Annotated in this window: 1 protein-coding gene; it reads right to left on the reverse strand. The window is 63.4% G+C overall.

Annotated features, from left to right (window positions below; all coding sequences use genetic code 11):
* Nucleotides 1-244: 244 nt before the first annotated feature.
* On the reverse strand, nucleotides 245-434 hold a 190-nt coding region (locus tag AC0YKC_RS34010; protein ID WP_488514248.1), incomplete at its 5' end, for a Ulp1 family isopeptidase.

A 434-nucleotide genomic window follows, 5' to 3' on the forward strand; every position in this document is an offset into this window, starting at 1 on the left:
CTTCCGAAATGGGTTGGCGTCAACAACCAAACCCTACCGGAAAGCGCCGATGACCACCGACACGCCGCTCACTCGCTACAGCGCTACTAACGGCGCGCTCGCGAGCGGCTTCATAACCGCCGAGCTACACCACCTGATGGGACACGACCGGGCGTGCGCCTCCCACGCCTCTCGGACCCGAGTCCCAGGCCGTAGGCGTGAGGTGCTCCAGTCTAAATTTAAGCTATCCCGCCATTGCCAAACTTCAGCCCTGCAGTCGGTTTTGCAGTGCCTGCCGATCGGCACGGAGCCCGTCGAGGTCCAGCAGGACTGGCTGCCCTGGTTGCGCCAATCGCCTAACCAGCTCGCGTGTGCCGTCCACCACAAAGACGCCGCAATCATGACCGTTTCGCTGTTGGGGGATGCGGGGTGACTCCAAGCGCGCGCCCAGCCTT

This window comes from Mesorhizobium sp. CNPSo 4661 (assembly GCF_057784215.1).